Annotated in this window: 23 protein-coding genes; 15 read left to right on the top strand and 8 right to left on the bottom strand. The window is 33.1% G+C overall.

The window, feature by feature from the left end; genetic code table 11:
• The first annotated feature begins 30 nt into the window (after positions 1-30).
• The 4 genes from BSF42_RS07970 to BSF42_RS07955 all read left to right on the top strand — a co-directional run bounded on the left by BSF42_RS07970 (position 31) and on the right by BSF42_RS07955 (position 5,395).
• Positions 31-2,604, top strand: coding sequence for a BamA/TamA family outer membrane protein (locus BSF42_RS07970; protein ID WP_095952556.1), 2,574 nt, complete (start codon positions 31-33; stop codon positions 2,602-2,604).
• Between the two features lie 60 nt (positions 2,605-2,664).
• On the top strand, positions 2,665-3,732 hold the full coding sequence (gene fbaA, locus BSF42_RS07965; protein WP_026983882.1) for a class II fructose-bisphosphate aldolase: 1,068 nt from the start codon (positions 2,665-2,667) through the stop codon (positions 3,730-3,732).
• A 103-nt stretch (positions 3,733-3,835) separates the two neighbouring features.
• Positions 3,836-4,690 (top strand): acetyl-CoA carboxylase, carboxyltransferase subunit beta, encoded by an 855-nt coding sequence (accD, locus tag BSF42_RS07960; RefSeq protein ID WP_026728501.1) that lies wholly within the window; start codon positions 3,836-3,838, stop codon positions 4,688-4,690.
• A gap of 84 nt (positions 4,691-4,774) precedes the next feature.
• Entirely contained in the window at positions 4,775-5,395 is a 621-nt protein-coding gene (locus BSF42_RS07955) for a hypothetical protein (protein ID WP_095952555.1), read from the top strand.
• Between the two features lies 1 nt (position 5,396).
• On the opposite strand, the gene BSF42_RS07950 is transcribed toward BSF42_RS07955, so the two are convergent.
• Positions 5,397-6,284: a cupin-like domain-containing protein gene (locus BSF42_RS07950; protein WP_095952554.1), complete on the bottom strand. Its 888-nt coding sequence runs from the start codon at positions 6,282-6,284 to the stop codon at positions 5,397-5,399.
• A gap of 85 nt (positions 6,285-6,369) precedes the next feature.
• Positions 6,370-7,617, bottom strand: coding sequence for an ABC transporter permease (locus tag BSF42_RS07945; RefSeq protein WP_095952553.1), 1,248 nt, complete (start codon positions 7,615-7,617; stop codon positions 6,370-6,372).
• A gap of 164 nt (positions 7,618-7,781) precedes the next feature.
• Here BSF42_RS07945 and purH point away from each other — a divergent pair, with 164 nt between their 5' ends.
• From purH to rodA, 6 genes are all read left to right on the top strand, one after another.
• On the top strand, positions 7,782-9,308 hold the full coding sequence (gene purH / locus BSF42_RS07940; RefSeq protein ID WP_095952552.1) for a bifunctional phosphoribosylaminoimidazolecarboxamide formyltransferase/IMP cyclohydrolase: 1,527 nt from the start codon (positions 7,782-7,784) through the stop codon (positions 9,306-9,308).
• A gap of 54 nt (positions 9,309-9,362) precedes the next feature.
• On the top strand, positions 9,363-10,391 hold the full coding sequence (locus BSF42_RS07935; RefSeq protein WP_008466528.1) for a rod shape-determining protein: 1,029 nt from the start codon (positions 9,363-9,365) through the stop codon (positions 10,389-10,391).
• Positions 10,392-10,502: 111 nt separating this feature from the next.
• Complete coding sequence (gene mreC, locus BSF42_RS07930) at positions 10,503-11,333, top strand: rod shape-determining protein MreC (protein ID WP_095952551.1); 831 nt, start codon at positions 10,503-10,505, stop codon at positions 11,331-11,333.
• A complete protein-coding gene (locus BSF42_RS07925; RefSeq protein ID WP_095952550.1) occupies positions 11,326-11,832 on the top strand; it encodes a rod shape-determining protein MreD in 507 nt (168 codons plus the stop codon). Before mreC ends, BSF42_RS07925 begins: the two co-directional genes overlap by 8 nt.
• Positions 11,829-13,802 carry a penicillin-binding protein 2 gene (gene mrdA, locus BSF42_RS07920; RefSeq protein ID WP_095952549.1) on the top strand — a complete coding sequence of 658 codons (1,974 nt, stop codon included), beginning with the start codon at positions 11,829-11,831 and terminating at the stop codon, positions 13,800-13,802. Before BSF42_RS07925 ends, mrdA begins: the two co-directional genes overlap by 4 nt.
• Before the next feature lie 14 nt (positions 13,803-13,816).
• Positions 13,817-15,052, top strand: a complete 1,236-nt coding sequence (gene rodA / locus BSF42_RS07915) for a rod shape-determining protein RodA (protein WP_095952548.1) — start codon at positions 13,817-13,819, stop codon at positions 15,050-15,052.
• Positions 15,053-16,059: 1,007 nt separating this feature from the next.
• On the opposite strand, the gene BSF42_RS07910 is transcribed toward rodA, so the two are convergent.
• The 6 genes from BSF42_RS07910 to xrtF all read right to left on the bottom strand — a co-directional run bounded on the left by BSF42_RS07910 (position 16,060) and on the right by xrtF (position 20,812).
• Positions 16,060-16,740, bottom strand: a complete 681-nt coding sequence (locus BSF42_RS07910; protein ID WP_095952547.1) for a DedA family protein — start codon at positions 16,738-16,740, stop codon at positions 16,060-16,062.
• Positions 16,741-16,873: 133 nt separating this feature from the next.
• Positions 16,874-17,215: a heavy-metal-associated domain-containing protein gene (locus tag BSF42_RS07905; protein WP_095952546.1), complete on the bottom strand. Its 342-nt coding sequence runs from the start codon at positions 17,213-17,215 to the stop codon at positions 16,874-16,876.
• A 53-nt stretch (positions 17,216-17,268) separates the two neighbouring features.
• On the bottom strand, positions 17,269-19,275 hold the full coding sequence (locus BSF42_RS07900) for a TonB-dependent siderophore receptor (protein WP_095952732.1): 2,007 nt from the start codon (positions 19,273-19,275) through the stop codon (positions 17,269-17,271).
• Between the two features lie 118 nt (positions 19,276-19,393).
• Positions 19,394-19,792: a hypothetical protein gene (locus BSF42_RS07895; protein WP_095952545.1), complete on the bottom strand. Its 399-nt coding sequence runs from the start codon at positions 19,790-19,792 to the stop codon at positions 19,394-19,396.
• Positions 19,793-19,839: 47 nt separating this feature from the next.
• On the bottom strand, positions 19,840-20,286 hold the full coding sequence (locus BSF42_RS07890) for an exosortase F system-associated protein (protein WP_095952731.1): 447 nt from the start codon (positions 20,284-20,286) through the stop codon (positions 19,840-19,842).
• On the bottom strand, positions 20,276-20,812 hold the full coding sequence (xrtF, locus tag BSF42_RS07885; protein ID WP_095952544.1) for an exosortase family protein XrtF: 537 nt from the start codon (positions 20,810-20,812) through the stop codon (positions 20,276-20,278). The genes BSF42_RS07890 and xrtF overlap by 11 nt, the downstream gene beginning before the upstream one ends.
• 70 nt (positions 20,813-20,882) lie before the next feature.
• On the opposite strand from xrtF, the gene BSF42_RS07880 reads away from it, so the two are divergent.
• The 5 genes from BSF42_RS07880 (at position 20,883) to BSF42_RS07860 (ending at position 25,810) form a co-directional block, all read left to right on the top strand.
• On the top strand, positions 20,883-21,338 hold the full coding sequence (locus BSF42_RS07880; protein WP_095952543.1) for a GAF domain-containing protein: 456 nt from the start codon (positions 20,883-20,885) through the stop codon (positions 21,336-21,338).
• Between the two features lie 100 nt (positions 21,339-21,438).
• Positions 21,439-22,068: a hypothetical protein gene (locus tag BSF42_RS07875; RefSeq protein ID WP_253251014.1), complete on the top strand. Its 630-nt coding sequence runs from the start codon at positions 21,439-21,441 to the stop codon at positions 22,066-22,068.
• Positions 22,069-22,198: 130 nt separating this feature from the next.
• Complete coding sequence (locus BSF42_RS07870) at positions 22,199-23,146, top strand: energy transducer TonB (RefSeq protein ID WP_095952541.1); 948 nt, start codon at positions 22,199-22,201, stop codon at positions 23,144-23,146.
• Between the two features lie 98 nt (positions 23,147-23,244).
• Positions 23,245-23,511: a 30S ribosomal protein S15 gene (rpsO, locus tag BSF42_RS07865; RefSeq protein WP_041516556.1), complete on the top strand. Its 267-nt coding sequence runs from the start codon at positions 23,245-23,247 to the stop codon at positions 23,509-23,511.
• Positions 23,512-23,674: 163 nt separating this feature from the next.
• Positions 23,675-25,810: a polyribonucleotide nucleotidyltransferase gene (locus BSF42_RS07860; protein WP_095952540.1), complete on the top strand. Its 2,136-nt coding sequence runs from the start codon at positions 23,675-23,677 to the stop codon at positions 25,808-25,810.
• The last annotated feature ends 215 nt before the right edge of the window (positions 25,811-26,025 follow it).

Here is a 26,025-nt window from a genome sequence, read left to right as displayed (position 1 = left end):
ATGTACTTTTGAATTAAATATTAAAAACACTTGAAAAATAATTCCACAAAAATAATAGCATTTCTTCTAATTGCAATATTAATTTGCGCTTGTAATGCCGTAAAAAGAGTTCCTGATGGAAAAAATCTTCTTGTAAAAAATAATATTCTAGTAAATGGCAAATCGACAAACGATGAAGTTGCCTCCAACCAAATGTACCAAAAACCAAATGGTACATTATTAGGTTATAAACTCCGATTAAATTTATACAATTTAGCCAATTTAAACCCCGATTCAACTTATCAGGCAAAATTCAAAAATAATCCTGGTAAATATGAACGCATGTCTAAAATATATTCTGCAAAACAAGTTGACCGACTTGGGCAGTCTTTTTACTATAAAGGAATTCACGAATTTCTAAAAAACACAGGTGAACCGCCGGTAATTATTGATACTTCGAAGACTAAAAAATCATTACTCCGTTTAAAATACTATTATTTTAACAACGGTTATTTTAATGTCTTGACAGATTATACAATTGACAGCCTTGGACGTAAAAGGGCTGCAATTAATTACAACATTACTACGGGGCCAGCTTATAAACTGGATACCATCAAAACTAATATAATGACTCCTGCTTTAGATTCATTATACAAAACCAATAATGAGCCTTCGTTACTAAAATCTGGAAATCAGTACAAAACTACAGATTTTGAGGAAGAAAAAAACCGTATCACCACTTATTTCAGAAATCACGGTGCCTATTACTTCCAGCCTACTTATGTAACTTTTGACATTGATACGATTGGTAAAAAAGCCAAAGCCGATGTTACTTTAAACATTGGCAACAACAACATTCAGGAAAGAGACTCAAGTCGTACAGAGCCTTTTAAAATATACAAGATCAGTGATGTTAATATCTACACCGATTATTCTGCAGCAAATTCTAAAAAGAAACCTACTGACAGCACCACTTACAAAAACTTTAATCTTTATAGTTATAACAAATTAAAGTATAAACCCCGCGCTATTACAGATGCAATTTTTATTACCAAGGGAAGTACTTTTGCAGATTTTAGAACAACTCTTTCCTCTCGATATTTAAACAATTTAAAGATTTTTAATTATCCGTCGATACAATATGAAGTAGACAAAAGAGATTCTACAGCGCAATCGCTCATTGCAAAAGTGTATTTGACGCCGAGAAAAAAATACAGTTTTGGAGCAACTTTTGACGTAACGCATTCTAATATTCAAGATTTTGGAATTGGAGCCAGTATTTCTGAAACTATACGAAATGTATTCAATCGTGCGGAGACTTTAGAAATTTCTGCCCGTATGAATATTGGTTCTTCCAGAGACATGGCTAATCCGAACAACAATTTCTTTAATGTTTCTGAATATGGATTGGATGTTAAACTGAACTTTCCGAGAATCTTACTGCCATTTGGAACCGAAAAAATTATTCCTAAAAGTATGATTCCTTATACAACCATAACCTCTGGTTTCTCTAAACAGCGAAATATTGGTTTGGATAAGGAAAATTTCACAGGTGGTATTGCCTACAACTGGACGCCAAAACGTTACAATACAGCAAAACTAGAATTATTAAATGCACAGTTTGTTCGTAACTTAAATCCTAATAATTATTTTAATGTATACACGTCGTCTTACCGCGATCTGAATAATATCGGGAAAGATTATAATACTGATATTTCAAACTGGGGAACAACCCAAGAAGAACAAGATAGAAAAAACCTAACGATACCAGATGGAACTACAGGTTTTACAAATAATGTTTTGAATGGACAAACGGCCTTGACACCAGACAATCCAGAGTATCAAGATGTAGAAAGCATAGAAGAAAGAAGAGTGCGTTTGACAGAAAATGATTTTATCCTGGCAACGAGTTATTCTTTTACAAAGACAACTAAGAAAGATTTAGCCGATAATAATTTTTATCAATTTAGAACAAAAATAGAATCTGCAGGAACATTATTATCTGCGGTTTCAAGTATTGGAAATCTGCCAAAAAACTCAAGAGGAAACTACGAAATTTTCAATCTGGAGTATTCCGAATATATTAAAACGGAGTTTGATTACATTAAACACTGGGATTTTGGAAGAGAAAGAGTTTTAGCGGTTAGAAGTTTCTTTGGAATTGCGGTTCCTTTTGGAAACTCAAATTACATTCCGTTTTCACGAAGTTATTATGCCGGAGGTTCAAATGACAATCGTGCCTGGCAGCCCTATGCTTTAGGTCCAGGAAGCACCAATGCTGTAAATGACTTTAATGAGGCTAACATGAAAATCGCAGCGAGCGCCGAATTTCGATTTAAGATTGCCGGAGATGTCAAAGGAGCTATCTTTGCAGACGCCGGAAATATCTGGAATGTGCTCGATAATGTCATAGATGAGAAAGCAAAATTCGACAACTTAAACGATTTAGATGAAATTGCTTTAGGAACAGGATTTGGTTTACGATACGATTTAAGCTTTTTTGTGATTCGTTTAGATTTAGGCTTTAAGACTTATAATCCGGCACATGAGAAGGGAGACAGATGGTTTAAAGAATACAATTTTGGGCACTCGGTTTTAAATTTTGGAATAAATTATCCGTTCTAATGCTAATTAATTCTTATTTTTGCAACCTAAAAACTAAAAACAACTATAAAAAAAATTACAATGGCACACAATATCAAACCCGGAGTAGCTACAGGAGATCAAGTTCAGGAAATCTTTAACTATGCGAAAGAAAAAGGATTTGCTTTACCTGCAGTAAACGTTACAGGATCTAGCACAATTAATGGAGTTCTAGAAACTGCAGCAAAATTAAATGCGCCGGTTATCATTCAATTTTCTAACGGAGGAGCACAATTCAACGCTGGAAAAGGATTATCAAATGCTGGTGAAAAAGCAGCAATCGCTGGTGGAATCGCTGGAGCAAAACACATTCATGCATTAGCAGAAGCTTACGGAGCAACTGTAATCTTACATACTGACCACTGTGCAAAAAAATTATTGCCTTGGATCGATGGTTTATTAGATGCTTCTGAAAAACATTTTGCAGAAACAGGAAAACCATTATTCAGTTCTCATATGATCGATTTGTCTGAGGAGCCAATCGAAGAAAATATCGAGATCTGTAAAGAATACTTAGCTAGAATGAGTAAAATGGGTATGACATTGGAAATCGAGCTTGGTATTACAGGTGGAGAAGAAGATGGTGTTGACAACTCTGATGTTGACAGCTCAAAATTATATACACAGCCAGAAGAAGTAGCTTATGCTTACGAAGAATTATCTAAAGTAAGTCCTAAATTTACAATTGCTGCTGCTTTTGGAAACGTTCACGGTGTTTACAAACCAGGAAACGTAAAATTAACTCCAAAAATCTTAAAAAATTCTCAAGATTTCGTACAAAACAAATTCAACACTGGACACAATCCAGTAGATTTCGTTTTCCACGGAGGTTCAGGTTCTACACTTGAAGAAATCAGAGAAGGAATTAGCTACGGAGTTATCAAAATGAACATTGATACAGATTTACAATTTGCATATACTGAAGGAATCCGTGATTATATGGTTAAAAATCTTGACTATTTGAAATCACAAATTGGTAACCCAGAAGGTGCTGATGTTCCTAACAAAAAATATTACGATCCAAGAAGATGGGTTCGTGAAAGCGAAGTAACATTCAACGCAAGACTTGAACAAGCTTTTGCTGACTTGAATAACGTAAACACTTTATAAAAGTAAACAGTATTCAGTTTTTAGTGTTCAGTTTCAAACTGAACACTAAATCAATAAACTGAACACTGAAATTTGATTTACTGAACACTGAAAACTAGAACAAATGGCTTGGTTTAAAAGACAAGAAAAAGGGATTACGACCGCGACAGAAGACAAGATGGACGTTCCGAAAGGATTGTGGTACAAATCTCCTACTGGAAAAATTATTGATGCAGACGAATTAGCGAGAAACTTATTCGTAAGTCCTGAAGATGATTTTCACGTTCGAATTGGAAGCGCAACCTATTTTGAAATTTTATTCGACAACAACGAGTTTGTTGAGTTAGATAAAAACATGACATCAAAAGATCCTTTGCATTTTGTGGATACAAAAAAATACGCAGAGAGATTGAAAGATGTAATGGAAAAAACTCATCTTAAAGACGCTGTACGTACTGGAGTAGGAAAATCTAAAGGAAGAGAACTTGTAATATGCTGTATGGATTTTGCCTTTATTGGTGGATCTATGGGAGCAGTTGTAGGTGAAAAAATCGCAAGAGGAATTGATCACGCGATCAAAAACAAACTTCCTTTTGTAATGATTTCTAAATCTGGTGGAGCTCGTATGATGGAAGCTGCTTATTCTTTAATGCAATTAGCAAAAACTTCTGTAAAATTAGCGCAGTTAGCTGAAGCTAAATTACCTTATATCTCTCTTTGTACAGATCCAACAACTGGAGGAACAACTGCATCTTACGCAATGTTAGGAGACATCAATATCTCTGAGCCAGGCGCTTTGATTGGTTTTGCTGGTCCGCGTGTTGTTCGTGATACTACAGGAAAAGATTTACCAGAAGGTTTCCAAACTGCTGAGTTCTTATTAGAGCACGGTTTCTTAGACTTTATCACGCCTAGAAAAGAATTAAAAGATAAGATTAACTTGTATATCGATTTGATTCAAAATAATGATATTAGATAGTTTTTAAACTTCTAAAACATATAAAATCCCATTCGCTTCGCCTGATGGGATTTTTTTATATCTTTAATTTTAAATCTTATTTCTATGGCGAGAATTTTTATTGGTTTTATGATTTGTTTTATTTTTCTGAATTGCAGTAAAAAAGAAGAAAATACGACTGTAAAACATAAAGATTACATCATTTCTTATGAAGACAGAAAACTTCAAAATTATTATGACTCATTACAAAAAAGAAATCCAAAAAGTCCGCCACCTCCGAGAGGTTTCTATTCAGGAAACCAGCTTATTATTGATAATAAAGGAGATTACTATTATTATCAAAAAGAATTTATGAGATACGGATGTGGAACAATACCCGCAAGTGATACTGTGCCGCATTTTATAGCTTTAAAACCAAACAATATAATGAAAGTCCCACAAGCAATAATCATTAATTTTCTTTCAAAAAATATTCCAACAAAAGAAGAACATAAAAAAATTTTAATCATTGCTTCTCAAAATGACACTATTAAAAACAACTTGCTTTTTGATTATTTGAATAAAAAAAACATTAGTTTTTTAATAAGAAAAACAACTCAAGAAGAGGACACTGTTTTGAAGTATATGAAACGTAATGAAATTTATAAGTCAGAAAACATTAAATGGGATAAAGACAGAATTACATTTCCTTTCATAAAACCAAAACTAGAAAAGACAATAAAATAAATTACCTCGCTTTTTTCAAATCCTTTCTCAATTCTTTATCCGCAATTTTAAAAGCTAACTTCTCTCTCCAAATTGCATATCGTTCTCTAAAAACTATTTTCACAGCGCTGTCAACTGCGCCATGCATAAACAAACTCCAAACACTAGCCATTTTTCGAGTTATAGATTGATCCCATGCACGAAGACTCAAAGAGAAAGAACCATCAATGTAGCGCATCCAGTGCCACATTCCGGTCGGCATGAATAAAGTATCACCGTGTTCCAGAAAAACCTCGTAACCTTCAACACCTTTTAGAGCAGGGAATTTTTCAAAATCTGGATTCGCAACATCATAATCTTCTAAAGCGTAAGTAGTATTTGGAATACAGTAAAGTCTTTTTTTCCATTTATTATCAAATAATATAATATGTTTTCTTCCTCCAAAATGCGTGTGGAAAAGATGTGGCAGATCGATATCGTAATGTAAAAAAGTAAAAGCTTGCGAACCTCCAAAAAACATGGCAGGCATACTTTCTATAAAACCGCCCATTAATTCTTTGGGAATTTTTACATCATTGATTAATTCAGGTCTGTGCTTGAAAAGATTGAAGAAAAAAATACGCAGCTGCGTTGGCTCTCTTTTTATTAAATCAAGATAATCCCCAAATTTCATATTGGAGATAGAGGCATTAATTACTTTTTTGGGATCTGCTTTAGAATTATCAACCAGCTTTACCTCAATATCTCCTGCAATTTCTTTAAAATAATCTGTAGACCACTTTTCTCGTGCAGGCCAGTCTTTTGTCAATCCTTTTATAATTAGTGGCTTTCTTTTATCTAAATAGTTCTTTTTAAAATCCTCTCTAGAAATAGACTCAACTGTATCGACATTTTTTAGGATAAAGCTCATTCTTATTGATTTAAATTATCTACACACCAATACCTAACAATTTATATTCCTCAAAATTTATAGTTATACAACACAAAACAAATATTTACATTCCCGTTCGAATAGCTTCAACAGGATCTAGATTTGAAGCAGAAATAGCAGGTAATATTCCAGAAACTAAACCAATAAAAGCGGCTAAACCAGTTCCTAAAAGAATATTTCCTAAACTTAAAACAAATTCGAAATCAAGCAGTTTGGTTAAAGCAACAGCAATTCCCCAAACCATAAGAAGACCAATAATTCCACCGATTACAGATAAAATTACAGCTTCGAACAAAAATTGGAATAAGATAAATTTATTTTTCGCTCCTAACGACTTTTGAATTCCGATAAGATTTGTTCTTTCTTTAACCGAAACGAACATAATATTAGCAATTCCGAAACCGCCAACAAGAAGAGAAAATCCGCTTATTATCCATCCTACAACATTCATCTGTCCCAAAATTCCATCAATAAAATCGGTAAATCCAGAAAGCACATTAATAAAGAAATTATCCATCTCTCCTGCTTTCATTCCTCGAATCGAGCGCAATTTTTGAGCTATTTGGGCTTTGTAAGCTTCCATGTCGACACCTTTAACTGGCTTAAGAACAATTACTGGAGTCATAGCATCGCTGTCGCCGTACATTCTGCGTAAAAAATTAGCCGGAAGATAAACCGACGTATCATTGCTGTCTCCAAAAAAACCAGCTCCTTGTTTTGCCATTACGCCAATAACGGTAAATCGCTGTCCGTACAAACGAATATTTTTTCCAATTGGGTCACTTGAACCAAAAAGTCCGTCAGCAATATCATATCCAAGAACAATAACTGCCGTACCTGAATTGGATTCTGATTCGTTATAAAATCTTCCTTTATCAAAAGTTAATCCGTCAATATCGACCATTTCGCTTGACGAAGGAACAATATTTACATCGCTGACTGTTTTAGAATCGTATTTTAAACTTTCTCTATTTACGAAAAGCTGATAGGCTACTTGATCCGTATCATTCATTGAATTTTTCAGAGCAATATATTCATCATACTTTACATTTGGAAACTGTTCTCTTTTCCATTGTGGAATTTCTGAAGGCCCAAAGTTAAATTTCATTAAATAAATCGTATTTTTATCTAAACTGCTCAAATCTTTAGAGATTTTTTTATCTAAAGAATCAACTGCAGCCAAAACAGCGATGATTGAAAAAATACCTATTGTAACACCTAAAAGCGACAATAAAGTACGCAATTTATTATTTCGCAAAGCATTGATGGCAAAGCTCAGACTTTCTTTTAATAATCTTAAATAAACAAGCATATTTATGTATTTTTCAATAAAGTAAAATTCAATAATTTAAAATCAAAAACCTAATAAAAGTTAACTTACTCATCAGTAGATTTTTTTAGCATTTTGTTACACTATTTTTTTTAAAATAATGTATAAAAAAACTACTTTTGCAGTCTCAAAATTATAACTACACAATGAGCACAACTAAAAAAATACAATCGGCATTAATTTCTGTTTTTTCTAAAGATGGATTAGAACCAATCGTTAGAAAATTACACGAACAAAATGTTACACTTTATTCTACTGGAGGAACTGAAGATTTCATTAAAAACCTTGGAATTCCTGTAGTTCCTGTTGAAGACATTACTTCATTTCCTGAAATTCTTGGAGGAAGAGTTAAAACTTTGCATCCAAAAATTTTCGGCGGTATCTTGAATCGTCAAGATAACGAAAGTGATGTACAGCAGATGAAGGAATTTGATATTCCTCAAATCGATTTAGTTATCGTTGACTTGTATCCTTTTGAAAAAACAGTTGCTTCTGGAGCAAGCGAACAAGATATTATTGAAAAAATTGATATTGGCGGTATTTCATTGATCCGTGCTGGTGCAAAAAATTTCAAAGACACTGTAATTGTTGCTTCGGTTAACGAATACAGCCTGCTTTTAGATTTAATTACAGAGCAAGATGGAGCAACGACTCTTGAAAACAGAAGATTATTGGCTACTAAAGCATTCCACGTTTCTTCTCACTACGATGGAGCGATTTTTAATTATTTCAATACAGACGAGACTATTTACAAAGAAAGCATTGCAAATGGCCAAGTTTTAAGATATGGTGAAAACCCACACCAAAAAGGATTTTTCTTTGGAGATTTTGATGCAATGTTCAACAAAATTCACGGAAAAGAATTATCATACAACAATTTACTTGATGTTGATGCTGCGGTAAATTTAATTGCAGAATTTAAAACTGACGGACCAACGTTCGCGATTTTAAAACATAACAATGCTTGTGGTTTAGCTTCAAGAAAAACTATCAGCGAAGCTTATTTAGCTGCTTTGGCTTGTGATCCTACTTCTGCATTTGGCGGCGTGTTAATTTCTAACACAAAAATTGATTTAGCCACAGCTCAGGAAATCAACAAATTATTTTGCGAAGTTGTAATTGCTCCAGCTTATGATGATGAGGCAGTTACAGTTTTACAAGAAAAGAAAAACAGAATTATATTAGTTCAAAATGAAGTTGAATTACCATCTCGCCAAGTAAGAACTTGTCTTAATGGTTTGTTAATTCAAGACAGAAATAATATTACAGATAATAAAGAGCATTTAAAAACCGTTACCATTACAGAACCTACTGCTCAAGAGATCGAAGATTTGATCTTTGCTTCTAAAATCTGCAAGAATACAAAATCAAACACTATTGTATTTGCTAAAAACGGAACATTGATTTCTTCTGGAACAGGTCAGACATCAAGAGTTGACGCATTAATACAAGCTGTTGACAAAGCAAAAGCTTTTGGATTTGATTTAACTGGTGCTTCTATGGCAAGTGATGCATTTTTCCCGTTTCCTGATTGTGTTGAATTAGCTAAAAAAGCAGGAATTACAGCAGTAATTCAGCCAGGAGGTTCAATAAAAGACGAATTAAGCATAAATTATTGCAACGAAAATAATCTTGCAATGGTATTTACTGGAACACGTCATTTTAAACATTAATTTGTTTAACTTTGTTCAAAATAATTTATAACATTTTAAACCCCTAAAAAACTTATGGGATTTTTTGATTTCATGACCGAGGATATTGCGATAGACCTTGGTACCGCAAACACTTTAATCATTCATAATGACAAAGTTGTTATTGACAGCCCCTCTATCGTTGCCCGTGATAGAGTATCAGGCAAAATCATCGCTGTTGGTAAAGAAGCCAACATGATGCAAGGTAAAACGCATGAAAACATCAAGACCATAAGGCCTTTAAAAGATGGTGTAATTGCAGATTTTGACGCGTCAGAAAAAATGATCAATATGTTCATTAAAAGTATTCCTGCGTTAAAAAAGAGAATGTTTACTCCAGCACTAAGAATGGTGGTTTGTATTCCTTCTGGAATTACTGAGGTTGAAATGCGTGCGGTAAAAGAATCTTGTGAAAGAGTAAACGGAAAAGAAGTTTACTTAATTCACGAACCAATGGCCGCTGCAATTGGTATTGGAATTGACATCATGCAGCCAAAAGGAAACATGATTGTTGATATCGGGGGTGGTACAACAGAAATCGCTGTAATCGCTTTAGGTGGTATTGTATGTGATAAATCTGTAAAAATTGCAGGTGACGTTTTCACGAATGATATTGTTTATTACATGCGTACGCAACACAACCTTTTTGTTGGAGAAAGTACTGCTGAAAAAATAAAAATTCAAATTGGGGCTGCCATCGAAGATTTAGATGGACCGCCAGAAGATATGTCTGTTCAAGGAAGAGATTTACTTACAGGGAAACCAAAACAAGTAGATGTTTCTTACCGTGAAATTGCAAAAGCTTTAGATAAATCTATTCAACGTATTGAAGATGCGGTAATGGAAACATTATCTCAGACTCCACCAGAGTTAGCTGCCGATATTTACAATACTGGTATCTATTTAGCAGGTGGTGGATCTATGTTGAGAGGTCTTGACAAACGTATTTCTCAAAAAACAGATTTACCTGTTTACATTGCAGAAGATCCATTAAGAGCTGTTGTTCGCGGTACAGGAATGGCCCTTAAAAATATTGCAAAATTTAAAAGCATCTTAATCAAATAAGATTCAAAATAACAATCAATTTACTTTTATAAGGATCAGATTTTTAATATTTGATCCTTATAAAAACTGAAACCATAAAGCATATCCTGAAACAAAATAACCAAACAAGAAATGCAGCAAATTTTTAATTTTATTATAAGAAACAGTAATAGACTACTGTTTTTGCTGCTTTTAGGTATTTCATTAGGACTCACAATTCAATCTCATTCCTTTCACAGAAGCAGAGTAATAAGTTCTGCCAATTTTTTAAGCGGCGGTGTTTATGAAAGAATTAATCGTGTAAATGAATATTTGAGTCTAAGAGCTGAAAATGATGAACTTGTACTTGAAAACGCAAGATTAAAAAGTCTTTTATTTAACAAAGAAGACACTACCAAACCAGCTTTGCCAGACAGTATCAAAGGGGTAAAACCTGCTGATATAATTGTATCAAAAGTAATTCACAACTCATACAATACACACGAAAACTATATCACTTTAAATTCTGGAAGCAAAGAAGGAATTAAACAAGATATGGGTGTTATTAACAGCTTAGGAATTATTGGAGTTGTAGACAATACTTCGCCAAATTATTCAACTGTGGTTAGTATTTTGAATATGAAATCACACATTAATGCTAAGATCAAAAAATCAAATCACTTTGGTTCGTTAACTTGGGATGGAAAAAGCACTGGATTTGTTCAGTTAGAAGATGTTCCTAGATTAGCGTCTATTAGAAAAGGTGATACTATTGTAACAGGAGGCCAATCTGTAATTTTCCCAGAGGGAATAAATATCGGAACAGTTGATATTGTATACCAGAAAGAAAATACCAGTTTTTATGTCATAAAAGTTAAGTTATTTAACGACATGACAAACCTTGGACACGTGTATGTGATCAAAAGTAAGGACAGAGAAGAACTTATTAATTTAGAAAACAAAAGCAAAGAAAAAAATGAATAGCGCTTTGTTGGTAAATATTTTCAGATTTATTATGCTGCTGGCAATTCAGATTGTTATTTTCAACAATATGAATTTCTTGGGATACATAAGTCCTTTTCCGTACATTTTGTATATAATTTTATATCCAGTAAACAGTAATAAAGCAGGTTTAATTATTTCCAGCTTTTTACTTGGCTTAACCATGGATATGTTTTGTAATTCCGGCGGAATACACGCAACTGCATGTGTAATTCTGGCATATTACAGGCCTTATATTTTCAAGTTTTCTTTTGGACTCAGTTACGAATACCAAACGATAAAACTTAATGAATCTTTAACGCCAGAGCGATTCTCATTTATTTTGGTTTCGGTTTTAATGCACCACATTGTACTATTTATTTTGGAGGCTTTCCAATTCAAATTTATTTGGGACATTTTACTCCGAACCTTATTTAGCTCTATTTTCACCATAATCACCTCGATAATAATAATTTATCTTATTAAGCCCAATAAACGATGAGAAAAGTTCTGCTGCCCACTATAATTATTATTGCAGCATCTTTGCTAGTGATCAGGATATTTTATCTGCAGATTATTGACGATTCTTTTAAACTCAAATCAGAAAATAATGCGATCAAAAAAGTTTATGACTATCCTGAACGAGGTTACATTTATGATCGTAATGGAAAACTTCTAGTTGCTAATCAGGCTTCTTATGATATCATGGTGATTCCTAGAGAAGTAAAGAAAGACCTTAATATTGCCGAATTTTGTGCGCTCTTGAACATTACCCAAGAAGACTACAATAAGCGTGTCGCTAAGGCAAAAGTTTACAGCCCGAGACTACCTTCAGTTTTTCTATCACAATTGAATAAAAATGAATTTGCTGCTTTTCAGGAAAAAATCAGAAAATATGAAGGTTTTTATTTCCAAAAAAGATCTCTTCGTGATTATGAAGTAGATTACGGCGCAAACATTTTTGGTTTCATCACACAGGTTAACGAAAAATTAATTGCAAAAAACCCTTACTACAATAGTGGTGATTTAATTGGAAAACAAGGTGTTGAAGAAAGCTATGAGGAAATTTTACGCGGAATAAAAGGTGTAAAATACATTCAAAAAGATAAGTACAACCGAGAAATCGGTGCCTACAAAGAAGGAAAATACGATACTATTGCCGTTGCTGGAGAAGATATCAATTTAACTATTGATGCTGAACTTCAAAAATATGGTGAAGAATTAATGATTAATAAAAGAGGTGGAATCGTTGCTCTTGAGCCTAAATCTGGTGAAATCTTGGCGCTTGTTACTGCTCCGTCATACGATCCGGGTATTTTGGTAGGACGCCAAAGATCTAAGAATTATACGCTTTTATACCGCGATTCGATAGCAAAACCATTATACGACAGAGGACTTTTAGCAGAATACCCTCCTGGTTCTCCATTTAAAATTTTAACTGGTTTAGTTGCACTTCAAGAAGGTGTCGTTAATGAACAGACTACTTTTATGTGTCATCACGGATTTAGTTATGGCGGCGGTCGATTTATGAAATGTCACGGTTTTGGTCCACATCAATTGCACAATGGTATTTACAATTCTTGTAACACTTATTTTGGTCAAGCATATATGTTAACCATTAACAAATATAAAGATCCAGGAAAAGCTGTTGATGTTTGGAGCGATCACGTAAGAAGTTTTGGTTTAGGACAATTTATGGGTTATGATCTTCCAACTGGGAAAAAAGGAAATATTCCAACTTCTAAAACCTATAAAAGAATTTATCCTAACGGAGGATGGAGAAGTTCAACTATTGTTTCGAACGCGATTGGTCAGGGAGAAGTTTTAATGACTCCAATTCAATTAGCAAACATGATGGCTACTGTTGCCAATCAAGGTTATTATTACACACCTCATATCATTAAACAGATAGAAGGAGAAAAAATAGACGAGAAGTTTACTACTAAACATGTTACTTCTATCGATCAAAAATATTTCCCGCCTGTTATTAGTGGTTTATTTGACGTGTACAACAAAGGTACCGCTTATGCGCTTAGAGTTGAAGGTATCGATATTTGCGGAAAAACAGGAACAGCAGAGAACTACGCTAAAATAAATGGTAAAAGAGAGAAATTAAAAGATCACTCGATATTTGTAGCTTTCGCACCAAAAGACAATCCGAAAATTGCTATCGCAGTTATGATTGAAAATGGAGGTTTTGGAGCAACAGTTGCAGGTCCGATTGCGAGTTTGATGATTGAAAAATATCTTAGAAAAAAAATCACAAGAACTGATTTGGAAATAAGAGTATTAAACAAAAGTTTACTTTCGGAATATGCGAAATTAGGAGGAATAAGTGAAGCTCTTAAAATTGAATCTGTTCCAAAAGATTCTGTTTTACAAGCCAAAATCGTAAAACCAAAAGCACCAGTTACCACAACACCGAAAACTGAAGTTAAAAAAACAGCAGTAGACACTACTAAGAAAAACTAGAAAGATTATTTCAAATGAGAAATCAAAGTGTAAAAAATAATATCGATTGGATAAGTGTCTTTATCTACGTTGCGCTGGTAACTTTAGGCTGGTTGAATATTTATTCGTCTTCTTTGTTATCAACAGACGGGACTTATCAAAAACAGCTTATTTTTATCTGCTGTACAATTCCATTGATATTTGTTGTTCTTTTTGTTGATGGTAAGTTTTATGAAAAATATGCCAGTATTATCTTTGGAGTCTCTTTATTATCTCTTGCAGGATTGTTCCTTTTTGGAAAAACAATTGCCGGTCAGCGATGCTGGTATGCCATAGGAAGTTTTACTTTACAGCCGTCAGAATTTGCAAAAGCCGCAACGTCATTGGCTTTGGCTAAATACCTAAGTGACACACAGATTAACTTAAAAGAAACCAATAGACAGATTCAGGCTTTAGCTATTATGTTCTTGCCGGTATTATTAATTTTACCACAGCCAGACCCTGGAAGTGCGTTAATTTATAGTGTTTTTATACTTGTTCTTTACAGAGAAGGTTTACCATCTTGGTACGTATGGACTGCTTTTATCACTATTGTTCTTTTTGTACTTACATTGGTATTAGAACCTTATGTAGTAGTCATAATCGCATTTGTTGTCTTAGCCATTATCCATTTCAAAGGCAGGGCTGTTGATCGAAATATAATTTTGAGCGCTATATTATTAGTCTTAATCTCTGGTTTTGTTTTTTCTGTTGATTATGTTTTTGATAACGTTTTTAAACAACACCATAGAGACCGTTTCAATATTTTATTGGGTAAAACTGTAGACATGAAAGGTATTGGATACAATACCAACCAGTCTGAAATCGCAATTGGGTCTGGAGGATGGATTGGAAAAGGTTTCTTGGAAGGAACACAAACCAAAGGTGGTTTCGTTCCAGAGCAGCATACCGATTATATCTTTACAACAGTTGGTGAAGAATGGGGTTTTGCAGGCTCTCTAACAGTTATTGCTCTTTTCGTTGGACTATTGCTTCGCGTAATTTATTTAGCCGAAAGGCAGAAAACTAAATTCAGCCGAGTCTACGGATATTGTGTCGCCGGAATTCTATTTATACACTTCTTTGTAAATATTGCAATGGTAATTGGAATTTTCCCTACAATCGGGGTTCCTCTGCCCTTCTTTTCTTACGGAGGTTCTGGACTTTGGGGCTTTACTATATTGTTGTTTATTTTCCTTAAAATGGACGCGAATAAAGTAAATGAATGGTAGGTTTGATAATTGTTAATGGTTAATGGTTAATGGTTAATTGTTAATTGCTAATGGTTGTTGCCAATTTAAAATATAATAATCTGCATTTGTATTTCTATGGTTGAAACTATTGTAATATTAAAATACTTGAATTCATTTTTTATATAAAGAGAATTAATTCTAATAAATACCAAAATAAAAAAGTCCGAAGTTTTGAAGCTTCGGACTTTTTCTGTATTTATATTTTTTCGCTTGGTCTCTTTTTAATAAGTTCCCACGGTTAAAACCGTGGGCTATATTAAAACACTAAAGAATTCATTTATACAAATAGAATTATATTCACCTTGAATAGGAAATAAAAAAGTCCGAAGTTTTTGAAGCTTCGGACTTTTCTGTATTTATATTTTTTCGCTTGGTCTCTTTTTTAAGAGTTCCCACGGTTGAAGCCGCGGGCTATATCAAACACAAAAGAATCCATTTATACAAATAGAATTATATCTCCCTTGAATAGGAAATAAGAAAGTCCGAAGTTTTGAAGCTTCGAACTTTTTTATTTATATTTTTTCGCTTGGTCTCTTTTTAATATAGCCCACGGTTAAAACCGTGGGCTATATTAAAACACTAAAGAATTCATTTATACAAATAGAATTATATTCACCTTGAATAGGAAATAAAAAAGTCCGAAGTTTTTGAAGCTTCGGACTTTTCTGTATTTATATTTTTTCGCTTGGTCTCTTTTTTAAGAGTTCCCACGGTTGAAGCCGCGGGCTATATCAAACACAAAAGAATCCATTTATACAAATAGAATTATATCTCCCTTGAATAGGAAATAAGAAAGTCCGAAGTTTTGAAGCTTCGAACTTTTTTATTTATATTTTTTCGCTTGGTCTCTTTTTAATATAGCCCACGGTTAAAACCGTGGGCTATATTAAAACACTAAAGAATTCATTTATACAAATAGAATTATATTCACCTTGAATAGGAAATAAAAAAGTCCGAAGTTTTTGAAGCTTCGGACTTTTCTGTATTTATATTTTTTCGCTTGGTCTCTTTTTTAAGAGTTTCACTAAGACTGGAAACGTTGATATGATAACAATAATTATAATGATATATTCGATATGTTTCTTTAAATCTATTCCTTGTTTTAAAAAGATGCCGTACAAATAATGTCCTGCAAAAATCAATATGAATGACCAAAGAAAAGAACTTAACACATTAAAAAACATAAACTTCTTCTTGTCCATCGAAACGATTCCTGCAACTATTGGAGCAAATGTTCTAAAAATCGGAAGGAATCTTGCGTAAATAATCGCCTTACCTCCATATTTCTCGAAGAAATCTTTTGATTGAAGTAAATATTTTTTCTTAAACCAAAACGTATCTTCTTTTTTAAACAAATAATAACCGCTTTTAGCTCCAAACCAATAACCTGTCATATTTCCTAAAACTCCCATTACCGCAACTGCAGTTGAAAGTAATAACACATTTAAAAAATCGTTAGGAATAATTAAGACATTTTCAATTAAGTCGCGGCTATAAATACCTGCTAAAAAAAGCAAACTATCTCCAGGCAGAAAAAAACCTGCAAAAAGCCCTGTTTCAGCAAATACTATAAACAGCACAATAAACAACCCAATCTGAAAACCTCCGACACTTAAAGTAATGTAAAATTCAGGGTTTATTAACTGGGTCCAATCAAAATTATTCATAAAACGAAGTTGGTTATCTATATAAGTTCGTGAAAGTAACAATAATTTACATTAACCACAATAAAATGCAGTATTTTAAACATAAATTAACTATTAAAAAAAGCCCAAACTAAAGCTTGGGCTTAAAAAATAATTATTCTCTTACGTACTTGCAGCAACTATGTAAATTATCATAATCTGCTGTTGTCGCTTTAACTTCTTTTGTATCATGCCCCGCTTTGGCAACTGCGGTATTTAAATCTATAGGAGAAGATTTCTCTTCGTTTAAAATTACCGAAAGTTGATGTGAACTTATATCCCAGCTGGCAGTTTTTACGCCTGGCACACCATAAGCTGCTTTTTCAATTCGTTTCTTACATTGCTCGCAGTTACCATTTACTTCTGTTGTGTATTTTAAATTTTTATTTTTTTTAGTTTGAGCCTGAGCCGAAAATCCTAAAAAAGTAATCATTGCGATTAAAACTATCTTGTTCATCTTATTTATTATTAATGTTATCGAAATTTATTACTGTAATTACTATTGCTTGTTTATTTAATTTTAAATCTTAATCCTGCGTAATACATTTGTCCAAAAATTGGCGCGTATGCTACAGAAGCATCAAAATTTGGTCCAAAAGGATTTTCTGTACCTAAAATTGCTTTTTCTTGTTTGTAATTTCCAATGTTTTCTCCTCCAATATATACTTCAAAAACAGAAGAAAAAACGCGGGTAACCTGCGCATTCATCACAGCATATGCAGGTGAAAAATCTGGAAATTGATCTGTCTCAGGATTTGAAGCCGTATAAGGCAATTGTTGTTTTCCTGACCAGTTATAAGTAAAATCAAACCTCCATTGTTTATCATCATTCCAGATTGTTTCGTACTCTAAATTACCCAAGAAACGATGCTTAGCCTGCAATGGCCGCTGAAATGTACCTCTCAAATAATCGGTTTGAATGTCGTAATATTTGTATGCCGTTCTTAAATTTAAATTATGAATCAGCTCGTAATTAAACTCTACTTGAAGGCTGTTTGCAAATGAACTTCCTTTTAAATCATAAAACAATACTTGCTGCGGACTCTGCATTAAATCTACAACAGCTTGATTTTGGAAATCGGTACGGTAGAAATCAAAACCTGCGTCTGCATTTCTATTGAATAAAGTGAATTTCTGTGAAAAACTCACCCCATAATTCCAAGCAATTTCTGGATTTAAACCATATACTTTTCCGCTGGAATCCAAAATTGAAAATGCTCTCGAACTTGCAAAAAGCTGTTGGTTTTCGGCAAAAATATTAGCTGTACGTTTTCCTCTTCCTGCAGAAAAACGAATAACACCGTTTTTCCAAGGATTATATCGCATGTGCAATCTCGGAGTTACAAAAAATCCCAATCGATTATGATTATCAACTCTTCCTCCTAAAATCAAACTAAAATTATCGGTATTATCATAAGTATATTCGAAGAATGCTCCAACCGAATTATCGATTCGGCTGTAATCAGTAACATTCACAAATTCCTGATATTGATCGTAGGTAAAATTCAAACCAGTCGTAAACTTATGCATTGTATTGTTTATGATGGAATTGAAAATCAAATTAGAATAAAAACTATTTTGTTTGATATCGTACAGATTTAAACCAAAATAAGAATCTTGTTTATGAGTGTTGAAAGCATTTTGAAAACCAATACTTTGATAAGGCATGTCTTTAAAAACGTAACCTATTTTTGTTGACACATCAAAACGTTCTGTGTTAATTTCAGATCCCCACAAATTGGTCGTGCCACGATCGCGGTCTTTATCAAAATCAACTTCTCCCGTTTGTTTTTTATCATTCATATACCTGAAATTGATAAAACTTACCAAACCACTTTCTGGATTGTAATATTGGTAACGGTTTAAAACATTGATTTGCTTCCCTAAAGGATTATCCAAAAATCCGTCATTGTTCATGTCGTTTTTTGCCACACGTGTGTTTCCGTGAACAAATAAACTTGTAGCCCATTTATTGGATAGCTTTTTATTAAAATGGGTATTTAATTCAAAACGAGAATCTGTTGAACCATAAGCATTCAAGAAGAAAGGAATATCACTCAAAGGTTTTAAAAGTTCTGTGTTGATTTGACCAGAAATACTTTCGTAGCCGTTTATAACACTTCCGGCACCTTTGGTAATCTGAACGCTTTCGATCCACGTTCCTGGTGTAAATGATAACCCATAAGCTTGAGAAGCCCCTCGAACAGAAGGAATATTTTCCTCGGTAATCATTAAATAAGGACTGGTTAAACCAAGCATTTTAATTTGCTTAGTTCCCGTTAAAGCATCAGAAAAATTGACGTCGATTGATGGATTTGTTTCGAAACTTTCGGCCAGATTACAACAAGCTGCTTTAAGCAGTTCCTTACTTGTAATTAGAGATGTATTGGCTGTTACTGTGAAGGATTTTTTAATTCCTTTTTGCTTTTTATTGATTTTTACTTCCTCTAAATCTTCCTGCGAAAAAGCAGCAACGGAAAACAAAAACGCCATAAAAAGCATTATATTTTTTTGCATAAAAATGATTTTAATGTTGAATAGAATTACATTTTTGATGTTTGTTTGAAACAAAACCAATCAAAATGTAAATGCGAAGTTTTTAGACAAAACTTGCACTGCATCTTTCACATTAATATCAGGAATAGAAAATATACTGATGGTATAATTTAAATAAGGGGGGCGCATTCGCATCAGAATAATACGAAAGGACTTCTTTCTTTTTAAAATTTGGAAGCGCTAAAAAGACTAAAGGTTTGTAGTCTTGAAAAACAGCTGGAAAAGCTAACTGAAAAAAGAAAAATTTGAAAGTTGCATTGTCCGATTTTTTTTCAAAATGAACAATTTTATCCTTACAGCAAGAATTCTTTTTCTCTTTTGAAACGCAGCATTTTTTTTCTACTACCGGCTCTACTGTTGTATTTAATGAAACGGAAGCAATTTTTCCTCCGCAATAGTGTACATCAAAAGCAAACCCAATATTGGAAACCAATAAAAGGAACGCCAAAAACAGTCCTGTACACTTTTTTAAATTCATGCTGCAAAGCTATTCAAAAAACAATCGATAAAAAACTAAAATAAATGTTATTTTTTAGAATTCTGAAGCTGATAGTAGAATCCAGGGATAAACAAAAGCACTAAAATAGGCTGAATTATGAATCTTCTTACATAGAAAAGAAGCCAGCCAGCATCAGGAAAATATTCTAGAATTACATAGAACATTACCAAAAGCACTATTAGAAACAAACTATATATAATCAAGCTAAACTTAAAAATATCTCGATCTTGAAATAATGCATAAATCAACACCAAAGACAAAACTGAATTTAAAAAGTAACGAGATAAAAGTCCGAAAAAAAGCTTTAATTCTTCAACCTGAGGATATGGCAGATTGTGAAAATCATTTTTAAAATAGTTCAAAAAAGGATCATAGAACAATTGTTTTTCAAAAGCTCTTATAAATGCAAATCCGATTACAACAAGTATTGCAATTAAGATTTTAAACTTATTGTCTCTTAAACTATTTAGCATATTTTGAAAACTTATTAATCCAGAAAATCCATAAAACAAAGACATATCCATAAATAATCAATGGAAACACAATTCCGTGAAGAAAGTCATTTTGTGCTGGAAAATAAAATACAAGAACCGTTAAAAATGCAATTCTAATAACATTTAAAATATAAATAGAAATAAGCCCAAAGAGTATAAATAATAAAGTCTTTTTAAACTTTCCAGAAAAGGCAGCAACAAAAGAAACAAAAAGAATCATTACACTAACAGCATTACAGCCTTCTGTTATACGGGCTACGTATTTTTCGTTAATTATAATTTTTAACCACGGATCCTGAATACTTTTTTGAATACTGATATCGTAGTTAAAAAACTGCAGCAACTGCTCTGTATTGGCGCCTGTAATCATGCTTATACCGTCAAGATCATTAGCTTGATAACTGTTTAAATACAATTTATAAAGCAAAGTCAGAACAATATATGTCAAGAAAAAGATGCTAACAAAAAGTAAAAATGGCCTAAACTGAACTAAATATTTTTTCAAGAGAATTTTTTTTCAAATTTATGTATTTTTTGAGTTCAGCTTTAAATACTTTTGTATAAAATTTTACATCATGACATTTCAAGAATTACAACCACAAATAACAGCCATTATTACTGGCAATGAATCAAATAGAGACGAAAAATTATTAGCTGTATGTCAGCTTTTAAATGAAAATATAGAATACTATAACTGGGTTGGTTTTTATTTTGCCAATCATGAAGCTAAGACTTTACATTTAGGACCTTACGTTGGGGCAGAAACAGATCATACTGTTATACCATTCGGAAAAGGAATTTGTGGTCAGGTAGCAGAAAGCAACGCCAATTTTGTAGTGCCAGATGTTAAAGCTCAAGATAATTATATTGCCTGCAGTTTTACCGTTAAGTCAGAAATAGTAGTTCCGTTATTTGTTAATGGAGTTAATATAGGACAAATTGATATTGACAGCCATGTTATTGATCCTTTTACAGAAGCTGACGAGAGATTTTTGGAATTTGTGAATCAAGAAGTTGCTAAACTATTCTAGAAGGACTATTTTTAATAGAAAAAAAATAGACTGAATGACTAGAAACACGTTCCTTTTTCTGCTTCTGATAATTTCAGCCAATCTATTTGCTCAAATTAACATGGTCTCGAAAAAAATTTTTCTTGACTCCTTAAATCGCGAAACTACACCAGAAAACTACACTTATACAAGAGTAATTACCAATTATTCTCAAAAAAGTGTAAGATATGTTGTGACTGATTTTTACAAAAACGGCAGAAAGAAAATGACTGGCGCCACTTTGGACAGAGATAATCTGAAAAAAGATGGAGAGTTTATTTACTATTATAAAAATGGCTCAAAAGAATCTGTCGTAAATTATTCCGAAGATCATAAATCGGGCAAAGAAATTAATTGGTACGAAAATCAAAGTAAAAAATGGGAGAAACAGAATATTTGGGATCCAAAAACAAAGAAATCCCAAACTTTGATTCTTAATTACTGGGAAGAGGATAAAAGCCAAACTGTAGCTGATGGAAACGGAGAATACAAAGAAACCGATGGATCTATAACTCAAAAAGGAACTATTAAAGACGGCTTAAAACAAGGTGTCTGGCTGGGAAATGACAGCGTAAGAAAAACTTCATTTACTGACAATTACAATAAAGGAATTCTAATCTCTGGCTTTAGTACCGACGAAAACAATGTGAAATTTTCTTATTCGTCGTTAAATGAAAAAAATGCTGGTAAAAAAATTCAGAAATTAAAGTAAGGCCTTATTTACATTCACTTCATTAATCTATTTATTTCAGATACTGAAAATTGTTATTTTGTTAAAGAGGATTCTTTGTTAGTTTGTATTAAAAATATTACTTTGGCGTACTATTTATTTTTACTACTATATGAAACTAATTTTACGTTTAGCATTCCTCCTGCTCATTTCATCCAAAGCTTTTTCGCAAAAGCAAGCTGCAGCAAACAAACTGATTTACCTTGACTCGATGTGGGTACCGAGTGATCCTGAAAATTATAAATACACCAGACTTATTGAAGAATATTACTCGGATAAAAAGTCTTATGTTTATCGAGATTATTATAAATCAGGAAAGATAAAATACATTGCCAATACTTTAGACAGAGACATTATTATAAATGACGGACAGTCTGTTTCGTATTACGAAAATGGCAATAAAAAATTTACTGTAAGCTATGTAAAAACAAAAAAATCAGGAATAGAGTTTAACTGGTATGAAAATGGAGATATAAAATCTGAAATTGAATACTTTGAAAATAAAAAAGGTATTACCCAGTTTAAAATAAACAACTACTGGAATTCTCAAAAAGAACGAACAATTATAGATGGAAACGGAGATTATGAGAACAGCAACGAAAACCATGAGGAAAGCGGCAAAATAAAAAACGGTCAGCCCGATGGAAAATGGCAAGGAAAAGATTTTAAAAGAAAATCTAGTTTCACCGAGAAATATGAAAATGGAAAATTAATTTTTGGAGTAACTACCGACTCTTTAAATCAAGGACATTCTTATAGCGTAAAACACCAGCAGCCTGTTCCAAAAAACGGAATAAATTCTTTTTACAGCTATATCGGTAAGTCAATGCGTATTCCTTCGGAAGCCAGAAACAAAGTGTCTGGTAAAATATATATGTCTTTTATAGTCGATGAAGAAGGAAATTTGGTCGAACCAAAAGTTCTAAAAGGCGTTGGTTACGGATTAGATGAAAATGCTATTCAGTTAATTAAAGACGCAAAAAAATGGAATCCTGGCAAAAATAGAGGTATACCAGTAAGAGTTCTTTATAAACTGCCAATAACAATAATTACAAAATAAAGGAGCAATAATATTTATTTTTCAAAAAAAAAGTATTAATTTTGCACCGTCTTACAAAAGATGTACGACATACATAAAAATCATTAAATAATATTGGAATGTATTTAACTAAAGAAAAGAAAGAAGAGATTTTCGCGCAACACGGTGAAGCAACAAACACTGGAAAAGCAGAAGCTCAAATCGCATTGTTTACTTACAGAATCAGCCACTTAACTGAGCACTTGAAAAAAAATCGTCACGATTATAATACTGAGCGTTCATTAGTACTATTAGTAGGTAAAAGAAGATCGTTGTTAGATTACTTGAAAAAGAAAGAGATCAACAGATATCGTGAGATTATCAAAGTATTGAATATCAGAAAATAATCAATATAGAAAAGAGGTGCGAAAGTGCCTCTTTTTGTTTTTACATTACAAGCATTTTATAAAAAAAAGTTTGGTTTTTCATTGGGTTTTAGAAACAACAACTACACACAACAACAACTACAACACAACTAAAACCCATTGTATAACCAATAAGGAAAAATTTATGATTCCACAATTATTTGTAGAAAAAATCGATTTAGGTGATGGAAGAAGCATCACAATCGAGACAGGACGTTTAGCAAAACAAGCTGATGGTTCTGTAGTAGTAAGAATGGGCGATACGATGATACTTGCAACAGCAGTATCTGCACGTACCGCTAACCCAAATGTTGATTTTTTACCATTAACGGTAGATTATCGCGAAAAATTTGCTGCAGCTGGTCGTTTTCCAGGAGGTTTCTTTAAGAGAGAAGCACGTCCAAGCGACAGCGAAGTATTAACAATGAGATTAGTTGACCGTGTTTTACGTCCGCTTTTCCCAGACGATTACCATGCTGAAACACAAGTCATGATTCAATTAATGTCTCATGACGAAACTGTTATGCCTGATGCTTTAGCTGGTTTAGCTGCATCTGCTGCATTAGCTGTTTCAGATATTCCTTTTTATAACTTAATTTCTGAAGTACGTGTTGCACGTATTGACGGAAAATTTGTTATTAACCCAAGCAGAGAAGATTTAGAAAAATCTGACATCGATATGATGATTGGAGCTTCTCTTGATTCTGTTGCAATGGTTGAAGGAGAGATGAAAGAAATTTCAGAAGCAGAAATGGTAGAAGCTATCAAATTTGCTCACGAAGCTATAAAAGTTCAAATTCACGCACAATTGCGCTTACAAGCTGCTTTTGGTAAAAAAGAAATTCGTACTTACGAAGGTGAGAAAGAAAACGAAGAAATTTACAAAAAAGTAAAAGCTGCTGCATATGATAAAATATATGATATTGCAAAAGTTGGATCGGCTAAACACGAAAGAAGCGCTGCATTTGCTGAAGTAAAAGAAGAAGTTAAAGCTTTATTTACTGAAGAAGAATTAGCTGCTGACGGCGATTTAGTTTCTAAATATTTCTACAAAACAAACAAAGAAGCTGTTCGTAATGTAGTATTAGAATTAGGCGTTCGTTTAGATGGTAGAAAAACTACAGATATCAGACCAATTTGGTGTGAAACTGATTATTTACCAAGAGTTCACGGTTCGTCTTTATTTACTCGTGGAGAAACTCAAGCTTTGGCAACTGTAACTTTAGGAACATCTAGAGAAGCAAACCAAATCGACTCGCCTAGCGAGCAAGGTGAAGAGAAATTCTACTTACACTATAACTTCCCTCCTTTCTCTACTGGTGAAGCAAAACCATTAAGAGGAACTTCAAGAAGAGAAGTTGGTCACGGTAACTTAGCTCAAAGAGCATTAAAAAATATGATTCCTGCAGATTGCCCTTATACAATTCGTATTGTTTCTGAAGTTTTAGAATCTAATGGTTCTTCTTCTATGGCAACGGTTTGTGCTGGAACAATGGCTTTGATGGATGCTGGAGTTCAAATGGTAAAACCAGTTTCTGGAATTGCTATGGGATTAATTACTGACGGTGAGAAATTTGCTGTATTGTCAGACATTTTAGGTGATGAAGATCACTTAGGAGATATGGACTTTAAAGTAACTGGAACTGCAGACGGTATTACAGCTTGTCAAATGGACATCAAAATTGATGGTTTACGTTATGACATTATGGAACAAGCTCTTAACCAAGCTCGTGACGGACGTATGCATATTTTAGGAAAATTGACTGAAACTATCGCAGCTCCAAGAGCTGACGTTAAAGCTCATGCACCAAAAATCATCACTAGAACTATTCCTGGAAACTTTATTGGAGCATTAATTGGACCTGGTGGAAAAGTAATTCAAGAATTACAAAAAGCTACTGGAACAACTATCGTTATTAATGAAGTTGATGAGCAAGGTGTTATCGAAATCTTAGGTACAGATCCTGCTGGAATTGAAGCGGTATTGGCTAAAATTAAGTCAATCACTTTCAAACCTCAAATGGGAGAAGCTTATGAAGTAAAAGTAATTAAAATGTTAGATTTTGGAGCTGTTGTAGAATATACTGCTGCGCCAGGAAATGAAGTTTTATTACACGTTTCTGAATTAGCTTGGGAACGCACTGAAAATGTTACTGATGTTGTTAACATGGGTGATGTATTTGAAGTGAAGTATTTAGGTGTTGATCCTAAAACTAAAAAAGAAAAAGTGTCAAGAAAAGCACTTTTACAAAGACCTCCGCGTGAGGAGAAAAAAGAGTAATCAGATCTTAGTTTACTAAAGGTTTATTCATAGAAAACCCCAATTCATTAATTGAATTGGGGTTTTTCGTTTTAAAGCCATCACCTTTTCTACTGTTTAATTTTTGATCAATTACCTTAAACTACTACAATAATATAAGGCAAACTCATCAAAACATAAAAAAATAATCACAATTTAACAATTTCACGTTTTATTTGTAACCTTTTTTTTATACT

The organism is Flavobacterium sp. ACN6, assembly GCF_002304005.1.
In the GTDB taxonomy this organism is placed as follows: Bacteria; Bacteroidota; Bacteroidia; order Flavobacteriales; family Flavobacteriaceae; genus Flavobacterium.
Note: the sequence above shows the minus strand (reverse complement) of the source record. Positions and strands in the feature narration are given on the sequence as shown.